This window comes from Pluralibacter gergoviae ATCC 33028 = NBRC 105706 (assembly GCF_001598855.1).
GTDB classification, from domain to species: domain Bacteria; phylum Pseudomonadota; class Gammaproteobacteria; order Enterobacterales; family Enterobacteriaceae; genus Pluralibacter; species Pluralibacter gergoviae.
Genome location: NZ_BCZS01000082.1, coordinates 1 through 1,381 on the forward strand (window position 1 = coordinate 1; position 1,381 = coordinate 1,381).

Sequence of the window (1,381 nt, forward strand, 5' to 3'; positions counted from 1 at the left end):
TGTCAGCGTGCCTTCTCCCGAAGTTACGGCACCATTTTGCCTAGTTCCTTCACCCGAGTTCTCTCAAGCGCCTTGGTATTCTCTACCTGACCACCTGTGTCGGTTTGGGGTACGATTTCGTGTTACCTGATGCTTAGAGGCTTTTCCTGGAAGCAGGGCATTTGTTACTTCAGCACCGTAGTGCCTCGTCATCACACCTCAGCGTTAAAAGGTACCGGATTTACCTGGAACCTCCGCCTACATGCTTAAACCGGGACAACCGTCGCCCGGCTAACATAGCCTTCTCCGTCCCCCCTTCGCAGTAACACCAAGTACAGGAATATTAACCTGTTTCCCATCGACTACGCCTTTCGGCCTCGCCTTAGGGGTCGACTCACCCTGCCCCGATTAACGTTGGACAGGAACCCTTGGTCTTCCGGCGAGCGGGCTTTTCACCCGCTTTATCGTTACTTATGTCAGCATTCGCACTTCTGATACCTCCAGCATGCCTCACAGCACACCTTCAACGGCTTACAGAACGCTCCCCTACCCAACAACGCATAAGCGTCGCTGCCGCAGCTTCGGTGCATGGTTTAGCCCCGTTACATCTTCCGCGCAGGCCGACTCGACCAGTGAGCTATTACGCTTTCTTTAAATGATGGCTGCTTCTAAGCCAACATCCTGGCTGTCTGGGCCTTCCCACATCGTTTCCCACTTAACCATGACTTTGGGACCTTAGCTGGCGGTCTGGGTTGTTTCCCTCTTCACGACGGACGTTAGCACCCGCCGTGTGTCTCCCGTGATAACATTCTTCGGTATTCGCAGTTTGCATCGGGTTGGTAAGTCGGGATGACCCCCTAGCCGAAACAGTGCTCTACCCCCGAAGATGAGTTCACGAGGCGCTACCTAAATAGCTTTCGGGGAGAACCAGCTATCTCCCGGTTTGATTGGCCTTTCACCCCCAGCCACAGGTCATCCGCTAATTTTTCAACATTAGTCGGTTCGGTCCTCCAGTTAGTGTTACCCAACCTTCAACCTGCCCATGGCTAGATCACCGGGTTTCGGGTCTATACCCTGCAACTTAACGCCCAGTTAAGACTCGGTTTCCCTTCGGCTCCCCTATTCGGTTAACCTTGCTACAGAATATAAGTCGCTGACCCATTATACAAAAGGTACGCAGTCACACCCCGAAGGGTGCTCCCACTGCTTGTACGTACACGGTTTCAGGTTCTTTTTCACTCCCCTCGCCGGGGTTCTTTTCGCCTTTCCCTCACGGTACTGGTTCACTATCGGTCAGTCAGGAGTATTTAGCCTTGGAGGATGGTCCCCCCATATTCAGACAGGATACCACGTGTCCCGCCCTACTCTTCGAGTTCACAGCATGTGTGCTTTCGTGTACGGG

Annotated in this window: 1 rRNA gene; it reads right to left on the reverse strand. The window is 53.3% G+C overall.

The features are described from left to right. A 23S ribosomal RNA gene (locus ENGE1_RS26170) occupies positions 1-1,381 on the reverse strand; the annotation flags it as partial.